The organism is Acetobacter aceti (assembly GCF_002005445.1).
Classification (GTDB): Bacteria; Pseudomonadota; Alphaproteobacteria; order Acetobacterales; family Acetobacteraceae; genus Acetobacter; species Acetobacter aceti_B.
Genome location: NZ_CP014692.1, coordinates 3,517,944 through 3,541,872, shown reverse-complemented (window position 1 = coordinate 3,541,872; position 23,929 = coordinate 3,517,944). Strand labels below are relative to the sequence as shown.

Below are 23,929 nucleotides of genomic sequence, written 5' to 3'. Positions count from 1 at the left end.
CGATGTTACCGGAAAATGGTTCTTCTGTCTCATCTTTTTGCCTTGCGGGGGCGCTGCCCCGCACCCCGCCAAAGGCTCGCCTCTGGAAACCGCCTGTTATCAAGCAAGGGGGATGCGGTCCCTTGCGGGTTCGGGCAGAGCCCGCATCCCTTGCTTGGCCAGAGACTTCAGTAAAGGATCAGTCCCTATTCAGCCGGCACATAAACCTTGCCGCCAGCCTCGCGAAATTCGCGGCTTTTCTCCTCCATGCCGGCAATACGCCGGGCGTCGTCACGGATATCCTGCGAAATCCGCATCGAACAGAATTTCGGACCGCACATCGAGCAGAAATGCGCCGTCTTGTGCGCGTCTTTCGGCAGCGTTTCATCATGATAGGCGCGGGCTGTATCCGGATCGAGTGACAGCTTGAACTGGTCTTCCCAACGGAATGAGAACCGGGCACGGCTCAGCGCATCGTCACGCAGTTTCGCCGACGGATGCCCCTTGGCGAGATCGGCTGCGTGGGCTGCAAGCCGGTAGGTAATCACACCAATTTTCACATCATCGCGGTTTGGAAGGCCGAGATGTTCTTTCGGCGTCACGTAGCAGAGCATCGCCGTGCCGAACCAGCCGATCATCGCGGCGCCAATGGCGGAGGTGATGTGATCGTAGCCCGGCGCAATATCTGTCGTTAACGGGCCAAGCGTGTAGAAAGGGGCCTCGTGGCATTCCTTCAGCTGCTTGTCCATGTTGGCCTTAATCTTGTGCATCGGCACATGGCCGGGGCCTTCGATCATGACCTGACAGCCCTTCGCCCAGGCGATTTTCGTCAGTTCGCCGAGCGTTTCCAGTTCGGCGAACTGGGCGGCGTCATTGGCGTCGGAAATGGAGCCCGGACGCAGACCATCACCGAGCGAGAACGAGACGTCATACTTGCGCATGATATCGCAGATGTCCTCGAAATGCTCGTAGAGGAAGCTTTCGCGGTGTTCCATCAGGCACCAGCTCGCCATGATCGAGCCGCCACGCGAGACAATGCCGGTGACCCGGTTGGCTGTCAGCGGAACGTGAGCCAGCCGCACGCCCGCATGAATGGTGAAGTAATCCACGCCCTGCTCGGCCTGTTCGATCAGCGTATCACGGAAGACTTCCCATGAAAGTTTGCTGACGTCACCCCCGACTTTCTCAAGCGCCTGATAGAGCGGCACGGTGCCGATCGGTGTCGGGGCGTTACGCAGGATCCAGTCACGGATATTGTGGATGTTCCGACCCGTCGAAAGATCCATGACCGTGTCCGCGCCCCAGCGGATCGACCAGACCAGCTTTTCGACTTCTTCGGCGGCGGAGGAGGTGACGGCGGAATTACCGATATTGGCGTTCACCTTCACTAGGAAATTGCGCCCGATGATGACCGGCTCAAGTTCGGGGTGATTGATGTTGGCCGGGATGATGGCGCGTCCACGGGCGATCTCGTCACGCACGAATTCCGGTGTGACGAACTCGGGAATGGCGGCGTCGAAATCCTCGCCGTCGGCCCGGCGTGCGGCGGCGCCTTCGGCAGCTTTCAGGCGACCGAGATTTTCACGGTGAGCGACATAGATCATCTCCTCGGTGATGATCCCGGCGCGGGCGAATTCATATTGTGTGACGTGCTCTGCCGCGCCTGATTCGAGAACCGTATGGGGCGCGGGACACGGATCGACGAGGTTATCGCCGGTCGCACCGCCATTATCCTCCGGTTTCACTGCGCGGGGAGTGGCCTTGCTGAAGCCGCGCTTCGCCAGCCATTCCGAACGGACTTTTGGCAGGCCCCTGGCGACGTCGATGCTGACATCGGTGTCGGTATAAGGCCCCGATGTATCATAGAGGCGCACCGGCGCTTCATTCGCTGATGGATCGAGTGCGATCTCGCGAAACGGCACACGGATTTCAGGATGATTTTCCGGACTTGAATGGATTTTTCTTGAGCCCCAGACGGGACCGGTTGTGACATGGCCCGGTGCGGGGGCCTTGGTGTCGGGGCCTTTGGGTGCAATGTGGTTCATGACGACGTCCTCGCGTGCTTGCGAAGAACGGGTCGAGCCGGATGGGTCTGCCGTGGGTATGGGAACGCACGGCGCTGCTCGCGACCTGACCAGTCCCTCCGCCGGTACTAACCGGATCAGGTTCCCCAACGCTGATGGAAGCGCTGGCAGGGTCGCTGCGCCGTTCCTTTGCGGGAACAAACAGCCTCTCAGTTCCTTGAGCGGAACCCCCCTTGGTGACCTCTATCAGGCAACAAACGTAGCTTACTGTCAATCTGAGCTTTGATTGGCGGCTTCGAATGCCAGAGAAGTGATGGCGGGGTCTTTATTTTGGGCAAAAGATTTCATTTTATGCAAAAAGGTTAATAAATGGTTGATTGTAGATACGATAACGGTAAAATAAATAAAATTTCATGAGATAATAGAAAGAAATACGACATGAGCGGAACTGCTTCGAGTGCAAATATTCCTTCAGTTATCTCCGATGGCGGCGCCTATGAAGTTGCTTCAGGAACATCCGTCTCAGGCGTTACTATTCTCAGTGGAGCTTTGAATGTCGCGGGAAGCGCCTCTGGAACGCAACTGTATGGACCCGGACCCGGAGGCGGAAGCAGTTCGGCGGCCAGCGAGCATGTTCTTTCCGGCGGGATCGAATATCAGGTGGTGGCCACCAGCGGCTTTATCAGTGTCGCAAGTGGTGGAACGCTTGTGTCGGCAACGCTGGAGCAGTCTGGTCTTGTCGTCGATGGTGGGACAGTAGAGTCTGTGACAGCTCTTTTAGGCGCACAGGTTTCCGCAACAAATGGAGCCCGGATCAATTCCGCCACCACGTCGCAATATGGCTGCTTTAGTGTTGATGACAGCAGTTATCTGGAAAATTCCGTTATAGGGAGTGGTGCTTGTCTTGCTGTTGAAAAAGGTGCGACATTTGAAAATGTTACCTTGCTGAGTTCAGGCGTCCTGCTGGTGGATGCCGGATCGGGTGCGGGTGTGATTGCGGGTTCAGATCTTGAGGGAATAACATTCCAGTCCGGATCGAAGATTTATGTAATGCAGGGTACAATATCCGGTTTTCATCTTCCTGCGGATGTTTCCCTTACGATCGATAATGGAAACTCTGCCAGTAATCTTGTGATTGCTGGCACGGAAACCATAGGCGTGAGGGTTCACGACCAGAATAGCATCATTCAGAGTGGCGGCACACAGGTTATCACCCCCACCGGGATCGCTTTTGAAACACATCTTGAAAGGGGCGGCAGTGTTTATGTTTCATCTGGTGGCTCCATAGTCAATTCTGATGACACACAGCTTTCACAGGGTGTGGTTGTTCTGGAGGGGGGCAGTGTCGTCTTTACCGGTGACACAACGCTGAGCAGTGGTGTCATTTCAGGGTCCGGCACCATTGTACAGGAAGGAAGCGGCTCACTCCATATCGCTAGCGACGACGGCCTGTCCGGGTTTTCCGGAATCATCTATGTCACGGACGGGAAGCTTGTTGTTTCCGATATTACTGATCTGCACTCAGCTTCTCTCGAGTTTATGGATGGCCATACAGGCTCTCTGGTCATCAGCGGTTCGACATCTCCTTCCGGTGTAATCGGAGATATCGATTTCGGTGATACGATAGAGCTGTCTTCCCTGATCTGGCAGGATGATTTTACGACGCATTTTGAGGGTACCAATACGCTCCAGATCACGCGATCTGACGGTACAGTTGTGGGATCTGTCAATCTTAGCGACGCCAACTATACGTGGTCTAATTTTGTTCTGAGTAAAGGCAGTGACGGCGGCACGGTCATTGCTCTTGATGACAACAGTTCTCCTGGTGTCATCGGGAATACGATATTTTCCAGCAACACCTCCAACGTCAATGTCAGTGGCACTGGCGCCGTCGTGAATGGCGCTACCGTCAGCAATATGAGCGTATCTGCCGCTACATTGTATGGAGATGGAACGACAGGTCATCTGGTTCTGTATAACGGCACAAAGTCATTCTATACGAACATGACTCGTAACACGGAAGAAGTCATCAGGAAGGGGGCTTCTTCTTACAACTCCATCGTAACAGGTGGAAGTGAGCAGGTTTACGGCAATAGCTATAATTCTCAATTCACGACATGGACACAGGAGAACTTCCAGGAGGTCGGAGCGTCCCAGTATATCTATTCAGGGGGGATTTCTGATGGCGCCTCTTTTGCACCAAGCATTTATTCCATGCGTCCCGGTTACTCTACAGGGACCATTGCCAATCAATATGTCTATCTCGGTGGAACTTCAAAAAACACAACATTATCAGGCGCAGAGTACTCAGGATTTTCTGTGCCTGAAACCAAATATGTGACAGCCTACGCCCAATCTGTAGAGACAATTTACAGTGGTGGTACGGCCATAAATACCACGATTACAAAATACGGTATTGTCAACGCGGCAAGCGGAGCAACACTGACCAACGCCGTTCTGGATGGCGGTGTGCTCAATATGGCGTCTGACACGATTATTTCCAATGGCCTGACCTTTAAAAATGGCAGTATCTATATAACGGATATGAAATATGCAGACGGAAGCGCCTTGCAGGTTTCTCTGGATGGCAATGACAACCTTCTGATAACCGACGGAGATCTTTCCAGGGAAATTCACCTCAACGGCGATTATTCCAATAGCTTTGCTATAACACATGATGTTCAGGGTAATGTGCTTGTCACCTATGGCACGCCCGCGCCCTGCTATTGCCGTGGCACCCTGATAGATATGCAGGACGGCAGGAAATGCGTTGAGGATATTGTCATAGGTGATGTGGTGAAAACGGCCGGCGGACAGTATCGCCCCGTGCGCTGGGTGGGGTACCGCGCCTATGACGGCCTGTTCGCCAGAGGCAATCCTGACCTGATACCGGTCATTTTCAGAAAAGGCTCTCTGGGCAACGGTGTGCCGGAACGTGATCTGACGGTCTCGCCGCTTCATGCCATGTTTATTGAAGGATGGCTGATCCCGGCGCATTGTCTTGTGAACAACACGACCATTGTTCGTGGCGTTATTGGCGAGACACTGGAGTATTTCCATATCGAACTTGAGACGCATGACATTCTTCTGGCAGAAGGCGCACCGGCAGAAAGCTTTGTGGACGATCAGAGCCGGAACATGTTCCACAACGCCCGGACATTCCATGAACTGTATCCCCATGTGTGCCCGAGTGAGGCGCTCTATTGTGCGCCAAGACTGGAAGATGGAGTGATTCTGGAACATATCAGGCAAAAGCTTGATGGTTCAGACGACATTATGGAATGCGTCTCTGTCTGCCTCCAGAACATAACCGGCAATATGATTGCCGGTTATGTTACCGGTTATGTTACTGGCGGCCCGGTCAGTCATGATGCGCTTGTCCTGAGCATTTCAGTCAATGGGATACATGTCGGCCATGTGACAGCAGATCGGAGAGATGCCGATCATCGGAGATATTTTGTATTTGGTCTGACACGGTCACAGATGCTTGCAGGAGATGAAGATATTCAGGTCACACCTCTCCATGCAGGGCAGAAACGGGTAGCATGATTTGCGGTAAGGCATCTGTTATCAAGACGCTATACCGAACAGTACTTCATGATATCTGTTTCCGGGACAGGCGACTGTGAAGCAGGCTGTCTTGCTGAATGAGGAGAGTGATTGCGGGATCTGTAAATTCTTGGAATTATCTGGCACCTTGCTTGGCAGAGATGTTTCATTGATCTGAGGAGGAAAGTGCGGTTCATGGCGGAGGCAGGCATCAAACTGGACGAAAGCTGGCGTATCGCTCTGCAGAAAGAGTTCGATTCCCCTTATATGAAGGATCTCAAGGCGTTTCTTCAGGAAGAAAAGAAGGCGGGAAAGAGGATCTTTCCCCGTGGTCCGGAATGGTTTCGCGCTCTTAATCTGACACCACTGGGTTCTGTTCGCGTCGTTATTCTTGGACAGGACCCCTACCACGGCGCTGGTCAGGCTCACGGCCTGTGTTTCAGTGTGCGCAAGGGCGTGCGGATACCCCCTTCTCTAAAGAATATCTACAAGGAAATGCTGAGTGATCTGGGAATTCCGCCCGCTCATCACGGCAATCTGACATCATGGGCCAGACAGGGTGTGCTGCTTCTCAACAGCGTGCTGACTGTGGAACTGGGGCAAGCGGCGTCTCACCAGCGGCATGGATGGGAGCGGTTTACCGATGCCGTCATTGCCTGTGTGAATGAGCAGAAAACGCCAGTCGTTTTCATCCTGTGGGGCAGTTACGCTCAGAAGAAAGCGGCTTTTGTCGACAGTTCACGGCATCTGGTGCTGAAGGCCACTCATCCTTCGCCTCTTTCAGCCCATACAGGATTTTTCGGCAATCGTTATTTTTCAAAAGCCAATGCGTTTCTGAAAGAACACGGTTTGAAACCGATTGACTGGCAGCTCCCGGAAGAACCCGAAGAAGACTGACGGTTTAATTTTATGCTTTGGTAATCTCACGCGCCATGACGATCGCATCTGAACCGTCTTCATAATAGCGCTTTCGAATTCCAGCAGTAATAAATCCTGTTGACGTATAAAGTTTTTTTGCAGGTGTGTTTGTAGTGGAAACTTCCAGAAACAGCTTTCTTACCTGCTTCTGGTCCAGTTCCTGCTCCAGTCTCTGAAGCAGTTTTCTGGCGATCCCGTGCCGTCTCCATTCCGGCACGACAGCCAGAGTCAGAATTTCAGCTTCATCGAGGACTGATCGGACAAGAATGAAACCGACAGGCTCTTCCTCTACGGATGCCAGTAATGCCTCAGTCCCCGGAGTAGCGAAAAGCTGCGTAAAAGCGTCTTCTGTCCAGCGAGCCGTCTCCGCAAATGCGGTTGCGTGGAGTGTTGCGAAAACAGGAGAAAAAACAGAACCTTTTTCGGATGTCATAAGATCTGAAAAGGATATCATTCAGGTCGAGCTCGCAAGCCTGCGGCTGGCAGTCTGGCTTCAGGTGGATCGACATACAAGGGAAGCGCGGGCCTGTCCCCCATATGTCCCTGTGAACGCCTGAGACCCGCTTTTGCGATGTCCTTTATGCCGGCGTCTCCCGGAATGGGAAAAGCTTCGAGAAAATCAGGCGCTTTGAGAAGCACTGCATCGCCCACATCTCCAGCGACCAGCCAGCGTCCTGACGGGGGTTCCCAGTCAACCTGTCTGACAGCAACGACAGAGCCCGGCGTCAGGGCATCGGGCGCGGCGCTTTCGACAAACCAGCGTCCGCTTCTGGCGGCTGTCACATGGAGCCATCCCTCACATTCATGCTGCGCGGCATAGGCGGAAAGCGCCTCCGCAAGGGCCTCTCCGCGTGTCACGCCGACGACAGGGCAGTCGTATCCGAACGCCAGACCGGCAGCCAGAGAGCAGGACGTTCTCAACCCCGTAAACGACCCCGGTCCGATCACAACGACCACGAGGTCAGGCCGTTCCCAGCCTGCTTCCTTCAGCACATCATCCAGCAGGCACGGCATGTTGCCGATGCCTTCGTGGCCAGCCTCGGTGCGAACGGAATGAACGTGAAAGCCATTCTTGTCCTGCTCTATGCAGGCCACTCGCGCCCGCACTTCAGCAGGGGCTGCGTCAAGCACGACAATACGGTGACTGGTGTTCAGAGTGGTGGTCACAGGGTGCGGCATGCTTCGTCGAAAGGCAGGCGTGGTGCGCGGGGTGTTTCAACCGGTTCGGCATAACCGAGGCAGACGAGAAAGTTTGCCCGCCATCCTTCTCCGGCCAGGAATGTGTCTTCGAGAATGGAGGCGTCAAAGCCGGACATGGGGAGAGCATCCAGTCCGAGGGCGCGTGCCGCCATGATCAGGTAGGCGCCTTCCAGCGAGCTGTTCCGGAACGCGGTTTCTTCTGAAAGCCCCACATCCGACGCGAACCATGTGCGGAGATCAGGATCGCTGCCCAGACGGGAGAAATATTCAAAGAAAAGAGGATCATATCCCACAATCGCCACGACAGGCGCTGTCATGGCCTTTTCGATGTTACCCTGAGAAAGCGCCTGTTTCAGCCGTTGCTTGGCATCCTGACTGGTGAGAAAGACAAAGCGTGCAGGGGAGCTGTTGCCGGACGTCGGGCCGGTTTTCACAAGATCATACAGCGCCCGGAGCGTGTCTTCCGGAATGGGCTGGTCGGTCCATTTTTCCGGTGTTCGTGCCGTGCGAAACAGATGGTCCAGAGCACTCTCATCAAGCGACATAACGGCTTTCCTCACCACTTTCTGCCTGTGTGAATACCGTTGTGTGGAGTGTGTTTCCAGTGACGAGTTTCTTCCGGCTGTATTTTTATCGTGCTCAGACGGCAGGATTTGTCAGGACTGTTTCAAAGGAATATTGGCAACAGTCAAAGTTTTTGGGTGTCATATTTTTAGAAAGATTACATTCGGCAAAGACTTCTTTATGAATGGCCTGACGATCAGGACGCGTAAAGGGCTTCGATCTTTCCATCCGTCAGCACGTCCGATGCCGAACCGATATCCGTCAGCCTGCCGCGCCGCATCAGCAGGGCTTCATCAAAAATCTGACGGGCCTTCAGAGGATCATGCGTGGTGCACAGGATCGTATACCCTGCGCCAACCAGTTCACGGAGCCGGGTCCAGAGCCGTTTCTGCTGCCCGAAATCCAGCGCGGAAGCCGGTTCATCAAGCAGCAGGGTCCGCCCGCCCTGCGCCAGCGCCCGCGCAATCAGGACAGCCTGCTGCTCTCCCCCGGAAAGCTGTGCGTAAGCCCGTCCTGCGAGGTGAGCGATGTTCATGAGATGCAGGGCCTCTGCAACGGCTTCCTGATCACCTTGACCGGCAAGGAGCCCGAAACGGGCGTGCGACAAACGACCCATGGCGACCATGTCTTCAACTGTATAGGCAAAGGCGACAGAATGGGTCTGGGGGACATAGGCAATCCGGCGGGCTGTTTCGCGGGGCGACAGGACGGAGAGGTCTTCGCCATTCAGAAGCACCTTTCCTTCCACTTTCTCAAGACCGAGGACGGCGCGCAGCAAGGTCGTCTTCCCTGCCCCGTTCGGACCAAGCAGGCAGGCCAGAACACCGTCCCCGATGGTGAAAGACACATTGTCCAGCACCAGCCGATGGTCCCGTTTACAGGTGAGATGTCGAGCGGCGAGGGTCATCGCCAGTTGCCCCGCAGACTGGTTTTCACGCGCGGCAGAAGCAGCAGAAGCAGGATCACACCGGACAGTTCGGTCATGATGCCCACCGGGATCTCCGCCGGAGACAGGTTGCGGGCGAGATCGTCGGAAAAGGTCAGAAAGATCGCGCCGATCAGAGCGCTCATGGGCAGAACCAGACGGTTGCCGGGGCCGACCAGAAGTCGGGCGACATGGGGAATGACCAGCCCGACCCAGCCGATAATGCCGGTCATGGAAACAGTCAGCGCACAGAGCAGGGTCGCCAGCGCCACGACCAGATTCCGCACAAGACGCACGGATACGCCGAGGCTGCGCGCCTCATCGTCGCCCATGCTGAGCGCGTCCAGAAACCGTCCCATGGCGCACAGGGCGATCATTGCACAGACCATGGGCGCCGTGACGAGGGATAAGGTTTCCGGCGTGACACGGGACAGCGTGCCGAGAAGCCAGAAAACGATATCGGGAAGCTGGCTGTCGGGATCAGCGAGATATTTGAGGATCGACAGCAGGGACGTGAAAAGCGCGTTGCTGACCAGTCCACCGAAGATCAGCATCAGGACTGAACTGTCGCCTGACAGACGGGCGATGCCGGTTCCCAGCAGGACAGCCAGCGCGGAACCCGTAAAGGCTGAAGCACCGATCATCCATTGTGGGACATGCAGGATAATGCCCAGAGCCGCCCCGAATCCCGCACCGCTGAGAGCCCCGAGAATGCCGGGCGAGACAAGTGGATTGCGGAAGACGGCCTGATAGGACGCGCCAGAAACGGAAAGCGCCGCGCCTGTCAGAAGAGCTGCCCCCAGTCGCGGCAGACGGATATGCACCAGAATGGAACAGGCGACAGTCTGACAGGACGCATTGGTGGTGTTAAAAAACGACAGCATGAAATCAGACAGATCATGAAGCGGTATGGGGTAGCGTCCAATGCAGAGGGAGCCCGCCGCAACGACCAGAAGGATGATGAATGTCGTTGCGAGGGTCGCCGATCCTTTCATGCTGGTGGCTGGGCAGCCAGAATTCGTCGGGCTTCTTCCTGTGTCAGGTCGTAGGAGAAGAAGCGACGATAGAAAGCTCGCGTGATCTCCTCCATGTCAGTGTCGTGAAAAAGCTCCGGGTGAATCACGCTCGCTGCCCACTGAAGCTGAAGGGCGAATTCAGTTCCGTAACGATCCCACGGAAAGACGCCGACGGGATTGCGATAGACCCTGCCCGCTTTCACGGCGTTCAGCTCACTCCACACCGGTCCGGAAGGAAGGGATGCGGCATCGCCGTTCATTCCGCCCAGAATGATGATGTCGGGGTTCCAGGCGGCAACCTGTTCCAGTGAAACCGGATGCTTGGATCCCTTGATCTCTCCTGCCGCGTTGCGTCCTCCGGCGAGATGGATCCATTCGTCAATCATCGTGCCGGAACCATCAACTTTCAGAGGAGAAAGTGACAGGATGTGCAACACGCGCGGGCGGGACGCCTCGGGGACGTTCGCCAGTCGGGCTGCCAGGGTTTTCTCTGTCGCGTCGAGATAGACGCGATAGTTACGCGCAACTTCCAGCGCATGGGGCGTGCCGAGAACATCGGCGGTCAGGTCAAGGCAGTGCAGCAGCCCGGCCGTGTCGTGAAACTCGACGCCGATCGTGGGGATGCCGGTCCTGCGATAGCTTTCCATTCCTGAAAGAGAGGGTGTGGCAAAGACCAGATCAACGTGACCCGCCAGCAGGGTTTCGGCGGTCGGCGTTGTTGAGGGCAACTGGATGGCGGCGCGCAGGTCCGGCGCCAGACGGTACATCCAGGGCGACATGCTCTCCCGTTCCACTGTCATGGCGATGGTGGAGGCGCCACCAAGCATGATGAGCAATTCATTATGCGCATACCAGAGGTCAGCAATGTGAGCGGGACGAGTGGGTAATTCGCTGATTGCGCCAGTCATGTCCGTGAGCGTCTTTGTTTCGGCGAAGGCCTGGAAAGGAAAGATTCCGGCTGTCATGGCAAGGATGAATATTTTTACTTTCCTGAGAAAATATCTAGTCATTTCCATGTTTTTCCTTTCTGTCCCACTCAGGGACCGGTGTCGGGACTCACTTCATCCGGATATAGACAGGATACGGGTGAACGTCGAGGACCGGTCTTGTCAGGACGTCCTTCTGATTTATTAACGGTCTACATTAAGTTACAACTCCATAACTTTACTGAAACTTTTCCCGGAACCTTTCTGTTTCTCTTTCGTTAGACGACGTAACCCACTTTACGTGGTTCACAGTGAAATCCTACATCTGGAACGGACCTATGGCCGCATGCGTCTGACTTTACATACGGACTATGCGCTGAGAGCGCTGATTTTTCTGACCTGGACGACGGACCGTCTTGCTTCCATTCGAGAAATAGCAACGACCTACGGCATCTCTGAAAACCATCTGGTCAAGATAGTGCACAAGCTGGGTCAGCAGGGCTTCATTGAAACTGTCCGGGGCCGTAATGGAGGCATCAGGCTGGCGCGCGATGCGTGCATGATCTGCGTCGGAGACGTTGTGCGCGTGACCGAAGAAGGTCTGGGTAGTGTCAGCGGCGCGGAAAAGAAGTCGCATGCAGAAGAGGAGTCTTCCCGCACTGTACCGCACAGCCGCTTCCAGAGCGTGGTGAACAGGGCTCTGGTGGCCTTTATGGCCGTCCTTGACGACACCCGGCTTTCAGACCTGATTTTCGATGAACAGAGGCAGATGCTTGGTGTCATGACCAGTCCACGCGCCCGCTGTGCAAAGCCTGACGACGACAGGTGTGCATCGACGCCAGCATCGTGAAATCTGGTCTCGCCTGAAAAAGTCGGGACCGTAAAACATGTTGCGGCCCGAAAAAGATCCCGAAGAGAAAATCTCCGGGGCCTTTTGCAATGGAACAGATTTCAGCCCCGGCGGAGGTCGGGAGCCTTCGCTTCCTCGGACAGACGTGAAACAGCCTCGTCCAGTGTCAGCATTTCCTGATCCGCGCCGCCGAGACGACGCATCGCCACCGTTCCGGCTTCCGCTTCCTTGCGGCCCACCACCAGAATGACCGGCACGCGGGCGACGCTGTGTTCGCGGATCTTGGCGTTGATCTTGTCCGCGCGGGTGTCGGCCTCGACCGTGAGACCGGCCTTGCGCAGACGGGCGACAACCTCTTCCGCATAAGGTGCGGCGTCGCTGACAATGCTGGTCACGACGACCTGCATCGGCGCGAGCCAGAGCGGGAACTTGCCCGCATGCTGCTCGATCAGAATGCCGATAAAACGCTCGAACGAACCGAGAATGGCGCGGTGCAGCATGACCGGGCGGTGACGGGCGCTGTCCTCGCCAATGTAGTTCGCATCCAGACGCTCCGGCAGCACCAGATCGACCTGCAACGTGCCGCACTGCCAGTCACGACCGATGGCGTCACGCAGCACGAACTCCAGCTTCGGGCCGTAGAACGCGCCCTCACCCGGATTGTATTCATACTCCACACCTGCGATCTCACACGCCCGCTTGAGCGCGGCTTCGGACTTGTCCCAGACTTCATCCGAACCCGAGCGCTGTTCCGGACGGTCGGAGAACTTGATGCGGAAATGCTCGAAGCCGAGATCCTTGTAGACCTCCGTCAGCATCTCGACGAACAGCACGGTCTCCTGCGCGATCTGGTCTTCCGTGCAGAAGATATGCGCATCGTCCTGCGTGAAGCCACGCACGCGCATGATGCCGTGCAATGAACCGGACGGCTCGTAGCGGTGGCATGCGCCGAACTCGGCCATACGCAGCGGCAGTTCGCGATACGACCGCAGGCCATGACGGAAGATCTGCACATGGCACGGGCAGTTCATCGGCTTGAGCGCGAGGGTCTTGTCCTCGTCCTCGACGGTGGCGATGAACATGTGGTGGCGATATTTGTCCCAGTGACCGGACGCTTCCCACAGAGCGCGGTCCACGAGCTGCGGCGTGCGCACTTCCTCATACCCGGCGCGGGTCTGGGCGCGGCGCATGTAATCCTGAAGCGCCGTGTAGAGCCGCCAGCCCTTGGCGTGCCAGAAGACCTGACCGACGGCTTCTTCCTGAATGTGGAAGAGGTCCATCTCCTTGCCGATGCGACGATGGTCGCGGCGCTCGGCTTCCTCAAGCTGGTGCAGATGCGCTTCCAGCTCTTTTTTGTCGCGCCATGCGGTGCCGTAGATACGGGTCAGCATCGGGTTGCGGTGATCGCCGCGCCAGTAAGCGCCCGCCACCTTCATCAGCTTGAAAGCGTTGCCGACATCGCCGGTGGTGCGCAGATGCGGACCACGGCAGAGATCAAGCCACTCGCCCTGACGGTAGATCGAGATTTCCTCATCACCCGGCAGATCGCGGATCAGTTCGGCCTTGAAGCGCTCGCCACGGTCCTCGAAGAACCTGATCGCCTCATCGCGCGGCCATGCCTCGCGGGTGAAGGGTGCGTTGGCTTTGATGATCTCGTGCATCCGCTGCTCGATGGCCGTGAAATCTTCCGGCTTGAACGGCTCGTTGCGGTAGAAATCGTAATAGAAGCCGTTTTCGATCGACGGGCCGATGGTGACCTGCGTGCCGGGAAACAGCGACTGCACCGCTTCCGCCAGCACGTGGGCGGCATCGTGGCGGATCATTTCCAGCGCTTCCGCATCCTTGCGGGTCACGAAACGGATGGACGCGTCCTGCTCAATCGCGCGATCCATGTCGCGGAGCTGGCCGTCAACTTCGATGGCGAGCGCCGCCTTGGCGAGGCCGGGACCGATGGACGCGGCGATGTCCGTGCCCGTCACCGTTCCGTCAAACTGGCGAACGGAACCGTCTGGCAGGGTGATGGCAGGCATGGATGGATGCTCCAGGCATTGAATGGGACGGACGGCCGGGATGGACGTCCTCATGGGAAAAGCCGACTTTAATGGCGTCAGCCGAGGGCGGAGACAACCCTATCCACGGAAAGAGTTGCCATATCGTGCACCCGGAGCACACGAACCTGCCCGGCAGACCGTCCGATGGGGGCCGTAAGGCCGGGATCGCTCTCCGCCGAAAACAGCACAAGGCAGCGACAGCCAACGGCGGCGGCAAGGTGCATCGGGCCGGTATCATTGCCGATGGCGATCATGGCTCCCGCGCAGATGCCGCCCAGATCAGGGATGGACGTCTTTCCTGTCAGGTCAACGGTCTCGGGGCAGACTGACTGAATGACGGCCGCCAGAGGTGTGTCCGCACCGCTGCCGATGACAACCGGCGTCAGTCCCGTCGCCGCAAGATGGGAGGCCAATGCACCATAGCGTTCCGCTGACCATCTCTTGCCCGGCCGATGCGGCGCTGCTCCCGGCACGATGACGGCATAGGGCGTGATGAGCTGTGTGGTAAACCGGGAGCCCTGTGCCGTGAGCCAGCCGAGGTCGGCCACCTCCGGCACCTCCGCAAGTCCCGCCGTCCGGAGCTGGTCGCGCTGGCGGGCGCGGGTGTGCATGAGAGTGCGGCTGGGATTGGTGTGGGAAAGAGTGCCATTGCCTCCGATACCGGACCAGTCCGCCCTTCCGGCAAGGCGACGGTATCCGCTGGAACGGCCCGAGGTCTGGAGGTCATAGATCCTGTCGAAAACGCTCAACTGCCGCCGGAGCCGCTTCATGCCCCGGAGGTCGGTGATTTTCGGACGGGTATCGATCTCGATCCGGTCGAACCACGGGCTGGCTTCGGCAAGCGCACGGAACGGCGCTGTCGTCAGCAGGGTGATGGAGGCGTCCGGATGATGGGCGCGGATAGCGGCGAAGGCAGGGAAGCTCTGCACGAAATCGCCGAGGGCGCTGAGGCGGATGACAAGAATGCGCGCCATGGGTGGCAGATTGCCCTGCCCTGCCCTTTCACGCCAGAGCGGCATATCAGTGGGCGTCTGGAGGAAGAGACGCGACAGAGGCATGGCCGGTCGCGTCGCTCGGCGGAAGCGCGTCCGGATCAGAGGCGAGAACCGTCAGGTCCTGCCGCGCCAGATCGGCCTCATGCGAATCCGGCTCAAGCGAGACGACCTTTTCCCAGTCGGAGCGCGCGCCTTCCGGGTTGTTCAGGCGCTGACGGATGATGCCACGTTCAAGCAGGGAGGTTGTGTCATCAGGTTCCAGCGCCAGAGACTGCTCAATATCGGTTTTCGCCTGCGTCAGCGCATTGGTCTGAACTTCCGCCATGGCTTTCAGCCTGTGCGTCTCCGCCGCGAGAAGCGGGTTGTCGGCGAGCGGCGTCAGATCCCGGATGACGGTCTGAGGCTGGTCCAGCTGAAGGAGCGCCCGGTCTTTCAGCAGGAGGAGGACGATGGATTCCGGCGTCAGGGTCAGTCCATATCCAGCGGCGTCGGCGGCTTTGCCGGGCATGGCGGCAGCGAACCAGGCTCGGGCCGCATCGGCGGCGACATTGGCCCGTTCCTCCGTGGAATCATCATCCGCACCCGCTTCGTGTCTGGCTGCTTCATGTGCCAGATGATCGAGCTGCTCTGCTCCGGCGAGGGCGTCTCCGGTCATGACGTCTGCGATCGCCCTGCAATGTCCGATCGCCCGTTCGTTGCCGGTAGCCATGTGGCTCGACACGTAATCGTCCACATCCGAGGGGTCGTCATCCAGAAGGGCGAGGCATTCGGACAGGACAAACGGGGGCTGTGCGACGGTTGCTGCGGCGCGGGCTGCGCAGGCGCCGGTCGTCAGGGAGGCGAGCAGCATAAGGGTCGTTGCTGTCGGACTGCCCGAAAGGTGGGCGGATTTTCTCTGCCCTGCCGTCATATGTGATGAAAGCAGAGGTTCGGAAACCAGAGACGGGGAAGAGGCCGGACCAGTCATGAGAACCATTGAGGGCAGGGATGGCGTTGCGGTCAAGGCCGAACGAAAAAGAGACAACCAAGGTGCGGGATCGGCTGGTCCGTGCTATCCGCGAAAATTATGAATGCGTTAACTCGTAGGCCAGTCATTCTTCAGGTTCTGCCGGCCCTTGATGCGGGCGGTGTGGAACGGGGCACCGTTGAAATGGTGCAGGCCATCGCAAAGGCTGGTGGGACGCCGCTTGTCGCCAGCGCGGAAGGGCGGCTGGCCCCGATGATCGCTTATTATGGCGGCAGACATATCCCGCTGGAACTGGGCCGGAAGTCGCCTTTCGCCATTCTGCGGAATGCCCGGAAACTCAGGGCGATCATCAGGAAGGAAAAGGTCAGTCTGGTCCATGCCCGTTCGCGCGCGCCTGCGTGGGCGGCGAAGCTGGCCTGCCGGTCCCGCAAGATTCCCTTCATCACCACGTGGCACGGGGTCCATAACGCGAACTTCCGGGGCAAGAGGGCCTATAACGCCGTGCTGGCCGCAGGCGACCGCGTCATCGCCATCAGCCAGTTTATCGCGGATCGACTGAGGCGGGAATACGCGGTTGGGGAGGATCGTCTTCGCACCATCCCGCGGGGTGCGGATACGGTGCAGTTCGACCCTGAGAACGTGCGGGGGGACCGGGTCGGCACCGTTCTGAATTCATGGAACATCGAGGATGACGGGGCTGCGATCATTCTCATGCCGGCGCGGCTGACGGAATGGAAAGGGCAGGGGCTGCTGCTGGAAGCGCTGTCCATCATGATACGGGAGAGGTGGACGACGCGACCGTGGGTCTGCGTTTTCGCGGGAGAGACGCCGGAGAAATCGACCTTTCCGGCCCAGCTTGAATCGCGTGCCGTCGAACTCGGTCTGACGCCGCATGTCCGTTTCGGCGGCCATTGCTCGGATATGCCCGCGGCCCTTGCCCTGTCCGAAATGGTGGTTGTGCCGTCCCTGCGGCCTGAGCCGTTCGGACGCGTGGTGGTTGAGGCGCAGGCGATGGCGCGTCCGGTCATTGTTTCGGCTCATGGCGCTGCGGTGGAGACGGTCCGGCATGGCGAAACCGGTCTGCTGTTTCCGCCTGGAGATGCGCGTGTTCTTGCGGAAATGATCGCCGCCACTCTGGAGGCGACGGATGAGGAGCGTATGGCGTTGGGTCGTGCAGCCCGCCTCAATGTGCTGGAGCATTATACGACCCGGTCCATGCAGCGGGCGACGCTGGCGGTCTACGATGAAATGCTGGGGGGAGATCTGGCCGGACGTTTTGTGGAGCAGGGCGGCGGGGAATAGAAAAGTTCGGAGCTTTGCTCCATGCCCCACAAAGGGACGCGGTCCCATATCTGTCGCAGGACAAATCAGCATTGCCGCAATCTTCGAGAAGGCCGGCAGAGGTTCCTTGCTTCAATTGGCGGGCCACTCTCCAAAGACATGAGCAAGAGCGCGGCTTCAGGACGAGGGAGTGCCGCCATGTCATGCCAAAAAAGGTGTTGAGTGCGTGAATGGGACAAAATTGCTTCGTTTTCCTATCCCGTATAGCGCGCCAGAAATGGCGCTGTGACGCTTCCCTCCCTGTGCGCGACTACTGGCGGCGTACCTTCCGCCACGATGTGACCGCCTTTATTACCCGCGCCCGGTCCGAGATCGATCACCCAGTCGCCCCGCGCCACCAGACGCATATCGTGTTCCGCGACGATCACGGTGTTGCCGCCATCCACCAGTTCGTGGAGATGATCCATCAGCCGGTCCGCGTCCGATGGGTGCAGGCCGGTCGTCGGCTCATCTAGAACGTAAAGCGTGTGACCACGACGCTGCTTTTGCAGTTCCGTCGCCAGCTTGATCCGCTGCGCTTCGCCTCCCGAGAGTTCCGTTGCGGGTTGGCCGAGCTTCAGGTGTCCGAGACCACCGCGCTGAAGCGTGGTCAATGCCTGCGCCGGACCGGCATCCTCGGCAAAAAATACGCAGGCCGCATCGACATTCATGTCGAGCACATCGGCGATGGATTTTTCGCGATAGGTCACTTCCAGAATCTCCGGCTTGTAGCGCGCACCGTGACAGGCGGGGCACGGTGCATAGACGCTCGGCAGGAACAGCAGCTCCACCATGGTCGATCCTGCTCCTTCGCAGGTCGGGCAACGACCTTTCGGAAGGTTGAAGGAGAAATGACCCGCATCGTATTTGCGTTTCCGCGCCAGTTCCGTTCCGGCGTAAAGCTTGCGGATCGTATCGAAAAGACCTGTATAGGTCGCAAGGTTTGAGCGGGGCGTGCGCCCGATAGGTTTCTGGTCGATCACCACAAGGCGTTTGATGACCTCCAGCCCTCCTACAATACGCCCCTCCGGTTCCCCTGCATGAGCCGACGAGACAAGCGCGTTCTCTTCCTCGTCCGCTTCCGGCAACGCCTGCCCCAACGCCCTGGCGACGACGGTTGTGAGAACCTGACTGACCAGCGAGGATTTTCCGGAACCCGACACGCCGGTGACGGACGTGAACGCCCCGAGTGGGAACGAAGCAGAAAGGCCGTTCAGATTGTTCCAGTTAATCTCATCCAGTTTCAGCCATCCGGATGGTTTGCGTGGCGTATGATGCACCTCTGAAGTGGCGGCAAAGACGTAATCCCGCGTGCGGGAACCCTCGACGTCCTTCAGTCCCGCAAGAGGCCCGGAATACAGCACCTCGCCGCCACGGGTGCCTGCCTGCGGACCGACATCCACCACCCACTCCGCATTGCGGACAATATCGAGATTATGTTCGACAAGGAAAAGAGAATTTCCGGCATTGCGTAAGCGGTCAAGCGCAGCAAGCAACGCCTGTGTATCGGCGGGATGCAGCCCCGCTGAAGGTTCGTCCAGCACATAAACGACACCGAACAGATTGGAGTGAATCTGTGTGCCGAGACGCAGGCGCTGATACTCGCCGGGCGAAAGCGTCTGTACGCCACGATCCATCTGCAGATAGCCCAGCCCAAGGTCTTCCAGCACGCCGATACGTGCGATCATGTCCTCGACAATCCGACCGGCGGCAATGGCGGTCGCATCTTCGTCCGGGTTCGCGTCAACCGATGCCCGCAATGTTCCGGCGATGGTTTCCAGCGGCAGGGCCGTCATGGCCGCGATGTTGTACCCGCCGAACATTATGCGCAGCGCCCCGGCGTTCAGACGCTGACCGTGACATTCCGGACAGTCAGTGGAGGTCATGAACGCCTCGACCCGCTTGCGCATCATGGCGCTCTGCGAGTTGGCGAATGTCTGAAGAATGTAGCGACGTGCGCCGGTGAACGTGCCCTGATAGCCCGGCTCCAGTCCACGGGCGATGGCGCGCTGCACCTGTTCGTGCGTGAAGCCGGGATAAACCGGATAGGTTGGTGTTTCGTCAGTGAACAGAATCCAGTCACGTATCTTTTTCGGCAGATCCCGCCACGGACAATCCACATCGACGCCCCTGGTGATGAGGATGTCGCGCAGGTTCTGTCCCTGCCATGCTGTCGGCCATGACGCGACGGCCCGGTCGCGGATGCTGAGGGATGCGTCCGGCACCATGCTTGCTTCCGTCACATCGTGGATGCGGCCAAGCCCGTGACAGCGTTTGCAGGCTCCCATCGGCGTATTGGGCGAGAAGGATTCCGCTTCCAGACGCCCCATGCCCTCCGGATAGGTGCCTGCGCGGGAGTAGAGCATCCGCAGAAGATTGGAGAGCGTCGTGATGCTGCCGACAGACGATCGTCCCGAACTGCCGCCACGCTGTTGCTGGAGGGCGATGGCAGGCGGCAGACCGTCCACACTGTCCACGTCCGGCACCGGCATCTGCTGGAACAGGCGGCGCGCGTAAGGTGAGACGGATTCAAGATAACGACGCTGCGCCTCGGCATAGAGCGTACCGAACGCGAGCGAGGACTTGCCGGAACCGGAAACGCCGGTGAATACCACAAGACTGTCACGCGGCAGATCTACACTGACGTTTTTCAGATTGTGCTCGCGTGCGCCCCGAACATGGACGAAGCCGTCATCCCGGCTCCGGATCAGGTCTTTCGTCTCGTTCAGCGTGTCCATGATGGCTCCGGTTTCATAAGTTGTCTGTTTCTAAGGACAGAATCGAAATGAGTGCTGTTTCCTGTTCTTTTTTGGAAAAAAGAACCAAAAAACTTTTTTACGTTGGAAAGTAATGCTGCCGAGAAAATTGATTCCCTAAAAATCAAAGTCTTTTTGCTTCTTTTTCTTCAGAAAAAGATGAGTTCCTCTCAATTGAATTCTGGACAAGGCAGAAACATCTACGCGCCACTCTGTCCAAGCTCAGGATCCTTGAAGCGACGGTTGGCAAGCACTGGCAGCACCTCACGGGTCTTACGAATCCGTTCGAGGTCCACTTCTGCAAAAATCAGATCCGGCGCGATACCCGCACGGGCGACCGCCACACCCAGCGGATCGACCATCATGCTGCACCCGATATTGCGCGGCCCGCACTCACCGACGGCGGCCACGTAGCAGGTGTTTTCCAGCGCCCGCGCTGTCACCATCACTTCCCAGTGCCATTCCTTCCCGGGCCCGCGCACCCAGGCGGCCGGCACCGTCAGCAGATCGGCTCCGCGCACGGCGAGCGAACGGGCCACCTCCGGGAAACGGACGTCATAACAGGTCATCAGCCCGACCCTGATGTCCCCCACCTGAACGATGGGCGGCAGTTCCTTGCCGGGAATATAATCGTTCGATTCCTTCATGCTGAAGGCGTCGTAGAGATGCAGCTTGCGATAGCTGGCGACCAGACCGGACGCATTGAGCACGATCTGGCAGTTATGTGTCAGCCCGGATGCGTCCGGCGTTGCGATGCAGCAGATGACCGTCAGATCCTTGCCCGCCAGCGCGTCGATCAGGCCGGTGACGAAGGGACCATCAAGAGGCTGCGCCGTGCGCACAGTGATGCGGGAATCGTTCATGTCCGCCGCGATGATGCTCTCCGGCAGGACAAGAAGCTTTGCTCCTTCCGCCGCGGCCTTGTCGATCAGCGACACGCACTGCGTAAGATTGGCGCTCCATTCCGGAGCGACGGCGAACTGTCCGAGAGCGACTTTCATGGACGTGATCTTTCTGGCAGCCCCGAGAGCATCAGGGGAGTGGTATCTCCGATCAGGAGTTTCTACGATGTATTGCGGCAAAAGGGCAAAATATCCGCCCTGCCCGCCAGGGAGGATGTTTTGCATGACTGAAGCGGCACACCGGGTTCTGATCCGCTATTGCACACAGTGCAACTGGCTTCTGCGGTCGGCATGGATGGCGCAGGAGCTTCTGTCCACGTTCGGGACGGACCTGTCCGAAGTGGCGCTGTGTCCTGATACCGGCGGAAAATTCGAGATCACCGTGAACGGTGTTCTGGTCTGGGAGCGTGTGCGGGATGGTGGTTTTCCCGGCCCGAAGGAGCTGAAAAAGAAGGTCCGCGATGTAATCGCTCCGGAACGCGACCTCGGGCATGTTGACCGGTAGGGGCCGGAGCATTGGCACGCGGTTGCGGGGCCTGCTCTTGCGGCGGTTCCGGGCCGGGAATCAGAATATGGCTCGCCGGGAAAAGGGAAGCCGTCAGTAGCATAGCAGGGCCATCTCAACTGGCTGCCTTGCGCCCTTCAACACTCTTGTGTGCAGGCAGAAGCGTTGAAGCAGGCACCTTGCGGGCGTAGGCGGCGAAGCATCCGCCGGTCATCGGGCCATCCAGCATCATCGGCGCAGTCATGCCGGACAGGCGCAACCCGTCGGTGAACATCGTGGTTTGCCAATGCATGGGGGCAGAGACATCCGACAGCGCGGGCTGCGACGTGACCGTCCGTGCAGGCCGCCCATCTTCGTCGAGACGGCGGTTTTGTCGATAAAGACCAACCGTGCCGGATCAAGGTCAGACTGAAATGGCTTACGCCACAACCAATCCCTATATCAACGAAGTTGCCGCGACTTTTCCTGATGTCACCGATGCAGAAGTGCAGGCGGCTCTCGACGAGGCACGTGCCGCCTTCGAAGTCCGGCGTGACACATCCTTATGCCGAGCGTGCGAAAGTCATGAATGCTGCGGCGGCAATTCTGCGCCGAGACATTGATAAATATGCCCGCCCCGGCACACTGGAAATGGGAAAACTGTGTAACGGTAGGGTAATCTGTAAATCGCGCCATCATGTCTGTTTTATAGTAAATTCAATAAATTTCAGAATTTTTTATAAACTTCAAATGGAATATGACAGGAAGACGAAAACTTTAAACACCCTTATTCAAGGTACTGACGTGCAAGTCGGTTCAGTTTTTCTCTCAACGAAGAATCAAGAGGAAAACGACAGGTATGATAATCCTCTTCACCTGCAGCATGTTTCAGGACAAGCCCGTCATGGATGCGTCCCATACGGCCATTCAGATCGCTGAGATAACGTGCGATTGCATCAGCCTGACTGTTTGGGAAAATAGTTCTGTAATCGTCAAAAAATGAAACCTGTCGACTGACAATCTTGCGGAGTGCATGGAAACGGTGGGCTGTCAGGCTGTCTTCGCGCAGGCTGGCGGAAAGTGCGCTGACCTGACGACGCAGAAACTGCTCAAAAGCGGCTCCGGTTTCCAGATTCATCTTTGATAATTCTCGCGCCATCATGTGCCAGTAAGGTGTGATGATCATCATGCGCAGGGCCACTGCATAGAAACGTGTTTTCAGAGAGTGGCCATTGCGGAAGGCATCCTGCGCATGTCCCATCAGCGTGGTCATGCTCTTGAACAGGATCGGGCATTGATGGCGGGTTGTATAAAGCACACATGCGAAACGCATATGTTTGAATTTTGCCCGTATATGCTTGAAACTTACGCGTTCTTTTGAATTGAGAGTGGCGGAGATGATAAGGTGATCGACGAGGGAAAGCAGTTCTCTCCGGTCCACCTGTCGCGCCCAGAGTTCGTGACTGAGATCAAAGCAGTCCCTGACAACGCCATCTGTGAAAGAGGACGGGATGGTCTCCGGAAGAGTGACATGATCCTCCGCGACGTCATTGATCAGAATGACTTCAAACAGTCTGTTTAACTGCTGGTCGGAAAATCTGGACATCGCGTCTGGAACCATCACCTCACTCACGAAACGGAAAAATCATCCGGGGAATATTTTGATTTTTCAAGGCTACATCACATCGCACCATTGCCGCATGAGGTTGTGATACACATTGACCAGACCAAGAATGGCAGGATCATCGTCCGGGAGGCGGGAACGCAGGTCCATGATCTGCTGATCAAGAGTGAACAGAACGCGCCGCCGGCTTTCGTCCCGCACCATGGACTGCGTCCAGAAAAAGGAGGCCAGCCGGCTGCCGCGCGTCACCGGCTCCACGGAATGCAGGACAGTGGTGTCGTAAACGATCATGTCACCCGCAGGAAGTTTGACTTCTCGTGTGCCGGATTCATCGTAAATGACCAGTTCGCCTCCCTCGTAATCCTCAGGATCATTGAGGAACAGGGTGGAGGATACATCCGTGCGGATCCGCATGCCTCCCGAACCGGGAATAGGTCTCACGGCGTTATCCACATGCGCCCGGAATTCCATGTCCGGGTCATAGCGATTGAACAGGGGAGGGACGACGCGCAGGGGGATGACCGCGCTGTTGAACAACGGATTGCGCCCCAGCGCTCTCAGCACCAGATCGGCCAGAGTGCGGTGTTCGGGATGGTTGAGTGGCAGTTGCAGGTTGTTTTTCGCCTTGGCCGACTGTTGCCCGGCTGTCACTTTTCCATCGCTCCAGTCGGCTGTGTCCATGACGGCCCGGCACTGCGCCAGTTCCTCGGTATTCAGAACTTTGGGAATATGCAGAAGCATTGGTCACGTCCATCGGTGAGGTCAGTGGGTGAGGTGCTCGGTCTGGTTGCGGACCGATCTGTCCCGGCACGATGTCAGAGCGGAAGCAGGATATCTGTCCTGTCGACCCTTCGGGCAGCGCTCCGGCGTCTGATCAGG

The 23,929-nt window shown here is 57.7% G+C and carries 20 protein-coding genes and 1 pseudogene; 6 read left to right on the top strand and 15 right to left on the bottom strand.

Annotated elements, in window-relative coordinates:
• Positions 1-185: 185 nt before the first annotated feature.
• Complete coding sequence (gene thiC / locus A0U92_RS16255) at positions 186-2,024, bottom strand: phosphomethylpyrimidine synthase ThiC (protein WP_077814025.1); 1,839 nt, start codon at positions 2,022-2,024, stop codon at positions 186-188.
• 417 nt (positions 2,025-2,441) lie between these two features.
• On the opposite strand from thiC, the gene A0U92_RS16250 reads away from it, so the two are divergent.
• Positions 2,442-5,552: a Hint domain-containing protein gene (locus tag A0U92_RS16250; protein WP_077814024.1), complete on the top strand. Its 3,111-nt coding sequence runs from the start codon at positions 2,442-2,444 to the stop codon at positions 5,550-5,552.
• 195 nt (positions 5,553-5,747) lie between these two features.
• Positions 5,748-6,449, top strand: a complete 702-nt coding sequence (gene ung, locus A0U92_RS16245) for a uracil-DNA glycosylase (protein WP_077814023.1) — start codon at positions 5,748-5,750, stop codon at positions 6,447-6,449.
• Between the two features lie 10 nt (positions 6,450-6,459).
• Here ung and rimI read toward each other — a convergent pair whose 3' ends face one another.
• The 6 genes from rimI to A0U92_RS16215 form a co-directional block, all read right to left on the bottom strand.
• Entirely contained in the window at positions 6,460-6,903 is a 444-nt protein-coding gene (rimI, locus tag A0U92_RS16240; protein WP_236748190.1) for a ribosomal protein S18-alanine N-acetyltransferase, read from the bottom strand.
• A gap of 17 nt (positions 6,904-6,920) precedes the next feature.
• Positions 6,921-7,637, bottom strand: coding sequence for a tRNA (adenosine(37)-N6)-threonylcarbamoyltransferase complex dimerization subunit type 1 TsaB (gene tsaB / locus A0U92_RS16235; RefSeq protein WP_236748189.1), 717 nt, complete (start codon positions 7,635-7,637; stop codon positions 6,921-6,923).
• On the bottom strand, positions 7,634-8,215 hold the full coding sequence (locus tag A0U92_RS16230) for a malonic semialdehyde reductase (RefSeq protein WP_077814020.1): 582 nt from the start codon (positions 8,213-8,215) through the stop codon (positions 7,634-7,636). The genes tsaB and A0U92_RS16230 overlap by 4 nt, the downstream gene beginning before the upstream one ends.
• Before the next feature lie 215 nt (positions 8,216-8,430).
• On the bottom strand, positions 8,431-9,141 hold the full coding sequence (locus A0U92_RS16225) for an ABC transporter ATP-binding protein (protein ID WP_077814019.1): 711 nt from the start codon (positions 9,139-9,141) through the stop codon (positions 8,431-8,433).
• Positions 9,138-10,154, bottom strand: a complete 1,017-nt coding sequence (locus tag A0U92_RS16220; protein WP_077814018.1) for a FecCD family ABC transporter permease — start codon at positions 10,152-10,154, stop codon at positions 9,138-9,140. The genes A0U92_RS16225 and A0U92_RS16220 overlap by 4 nt, the downstream gene beginning before the upstream one ends.
• Positions 10,151-11,185: an ABC transporter substrate-binding protein gene (locus A0U92_RS16215; RefSeq protein ID WP_236748188.1), complete on the bottom strand. Its 1,035-nt coding sequence runs from the start codon at positions 11,183-11,185 to the stop codon at positions 10,151-10,153. The genes A0U92_RS16220 and A0U92_RS16215 overlap by 4 nt, the downstream gene beginning before the upstream one ends.
• A gap of 262 nt (positions 11,186-11,447) precedes the next feature.
• On the opposite strand from A0U92_RS16215, the gene A0U92_RS16210 reads away from it, so the two are divergent.
• A complete protein-coding gene (locus A0U92_RS16210) occupies positions 11,448-11,951 on the top strand; it encodes an Rrf2 family transcriptional regulator (RefSeq protein WP_077814017.1) in 504 nt (167 codons plus the stop codon).
• 101 nt (positions 11,952-12,052) lie between these two features.
• On the opposite strand, the gene thrS is transcribed toward A0U92_RS16210, so the two are convergent.
• From thrS to A0U92_RS16195, 3 genes are all read right to left on the bottom strand, one after another.
• A complete protein-coding gene (gene thrS, locus A0U92_RS16205) occupies positions 12,053-13,981 on the bottom strand; it encodes a threonine--tRNA ligase (protein WP_077814016.1) in 1,929 nt (642 codons plus the stop codon).
• Positions 13,982-14,058: 77 nt separating this feature from the next.
• Positions 14,059-14,976: a glycosyltransferase family 9 protein gene (locus A0U92_RS16200; RefSeq protein ID WP_077814525.1), complete on the bottom strand. Its 918-nt coding sequence runs from the start codon at positions 14,974-14,976 to the stop codon at positions 14,059-14,061.
• A 46-nt stretch (positions 14,977-15,022) separates the two neighbouring features.
• Positions 15,023-15,964, bottom strand: coding sequence for a tetratricopeptide repeat protein (locus A0U92_RS16195; protein WP_236748187.1), 942 nt, complete (start codon positions 15,962-15,964; stop codon positions 15,023-15,025).
• A gap of 99 nt (positions 15,965-16,063) precedes the next feature.
• Between A0U92_RS16195 and A0U92_RS16190 the strand changes: the two genes are divergently transcribed.
• Positions 16,064-17,266, top strand: coding sequence for a glycosyltransferase family 4 protein (locus A0U92_RS16190; protein ID WP_077814015.1), 1,203 nt, complete (start codon positions 16,064-16,066; stop codon positions 17,264-17,266).
• Positions 17,267-17,499: 233 nt separating this feature from the next.
• On the opposite strand, the gene A0U92_RS16185 is transcribed toward A0U92_RS16190, so the two are convergent.
• A complete protein-coding gene (locus A0U92_RS16185) occupies positions 17,500-20,022 on the bottom strand; it encodes an excinuclease ABC subunit UvrA (RefSeq protein WP_077814014.1) in 2,523 nt (840 codons plus the stop codon).
• Between the two features lie 218 nt (positions 20,023-20,240).
• Positions 20,241-21,041: a deaminated glutathione amidase gene (locus A0U92_RS16180; RefSeq protein ID WP_077814523.1), complete on the bottom strand. Its 801-nt coding sequence runs from the start codon at positions 21,039-21,041 to the stop codon at positions 20,241-20,243.
• Between the two features lie 124 nt (positions 21,042-21,165).
• On the opposite strand from A0U92_RS16180, the gene A0U92_RS16175 reads away from it, so the two are divergent.
• Positions 21,166-21,447, top strand: a complete 282-nt coding sequence (locus A0U92_RS16175) for an Rdx family protein (RefSeq protein ID WP_077814013.1) — start codon at positions 21,166-21,168, stop codon at positions 21,445-21,447.
• A 115-nt stretch (positions 21,448-21,562) separates the two neighbouring features.
• On the opposite strand, the gene A0U92_RS17910 is transcribed toward A0U92_RS16175, so the two are convergent.
• Positions 21,563-21,739, bottom strand: a complete 177-nt coding sequence (locus A0U92_RS17910; RefSeq protein WP_187668800.1) for a hypothetical protein — start codon at positions 21,737-21,739, stop codon at positions 21,563-21,565.
• A 121-nt stretch (positions 21,740-21,860) separates the two neighbouring features.
• On the opposite strand from A0U92_RS17910, the pseudogene A0U92_RS16170 reads away from it, so the two are divergent.
• Positions 21,861-22,089 (top strand): annotated as a pseudogene (locus A0U92_RS16170) (aldehyde dehydrogenase family protein); the annotation flags it as partial.
• A gap of 124 nt (positions 22,090-22,213) precedes the next feature.
• On the opposite strand, the gene A0U92_RS16165 reads toward A0U92_RS16170, so the two are convergent.
• Both A0U92_RS16165 and A0U92_RS16160 read right to left on the bottom strand, forming a co-directional pair.
• Entirely contained in the window at positions 22,214-23,059 is an 846-nt protein-coding gene (locus A0U92_RS16165; RefSeq protein WP_236748186.1) for a hypothetical protein, read from the bottom strand.
• A 42-nt stretch (positions 23,060-23,101) separates the two neighbouring features.
• Entirely contained in the window at positions 23,102-23,791 is a 690-nt protein-coding gene (locus tag A0U92_RS16160; RefSeq protein ID WP_077814011.1) for a Fe2+-dependent dioxygenase, read from the bottom strand.
• Between the last annotated feature and the right edge of the window lie 138 nt (positions 23,792-23,929).